Source organism: Streptomyces sp. NRRL S-495 (assembly GCF_000966955.1).
GTDB lineage: Bacteria > Actinomycetota > Actinomycetes > Streptomycetales > Streptomycetaceae > Kitasatospora > Kitasatospora purpeofusca.
The window spans coordinates 1-508 of record NZ_JZWY01000519.1 but is presented as its reverse complement, the minus strand read 5'-3'; the positions used below and the strand labels follow the sequence as shown (position 1 = coordinate 508).

The 508-nt window shown below is 73.4% G+C and carries 1 protein-coding gene; it reads right to left on the bottom strand.

Annotated features, from left to right (window positions below; all coding sequences use genetic code 11):
- Positions 1-4 precede the first annotated feature (4 nt).
- On the bottom strand, positions 5-508 hold a 504-nt coding region (locus VR45_RS25655; protein WP_045942207.1), incomplete at its 5' end, for an electron transfer flavoprotein subunit alpha/FixB family protein.

Genomic DNA, 508 nt, shown 5'->3' with positions numbered 1-508 from the left:
GGTGTCAGGCCTTGCGGGCCTTCACCTCACCGGTGAGCTGCGGCAGGACCTCGAACAGGTCGCCGACCACGCCGTAGTCGGCGAGCTCGAAGATCGGGGCCTCGGGGTCCTTGTTGACGGCCACGATGGTCTTCGAGGTCTGCATGCCGGCCCGGTGCTGGATCGCGCCGGAGATGCCGTTGGCGATGTAGAGCTGCGGGGAGACCTGCTTGCCGGTCTGGCCGACCTGGCTGCTGTGCGGGTACCAGCCGGCGTCGACGGCGGCACGCGAGGCACCGACGGCCGCGCCGAGCACGTCGGCGAGCTCCTCGACCACGCCGAAGCCCTCGGCGGCACCGACGCCGCGGCCGCCGGAGACCACGATCGCGGCCTCGGTCAGCTCCGGACGGCCGGAGGACACCCGCGGGGTGCGCGAGACGACCTTGGCGGCGTTGCCGGTGAACGCGACGGTGACGTCCTCCACCGCACCCGCGGCCGGGGCGGCCTCCGGGGCGACGGCGTTCGGCTT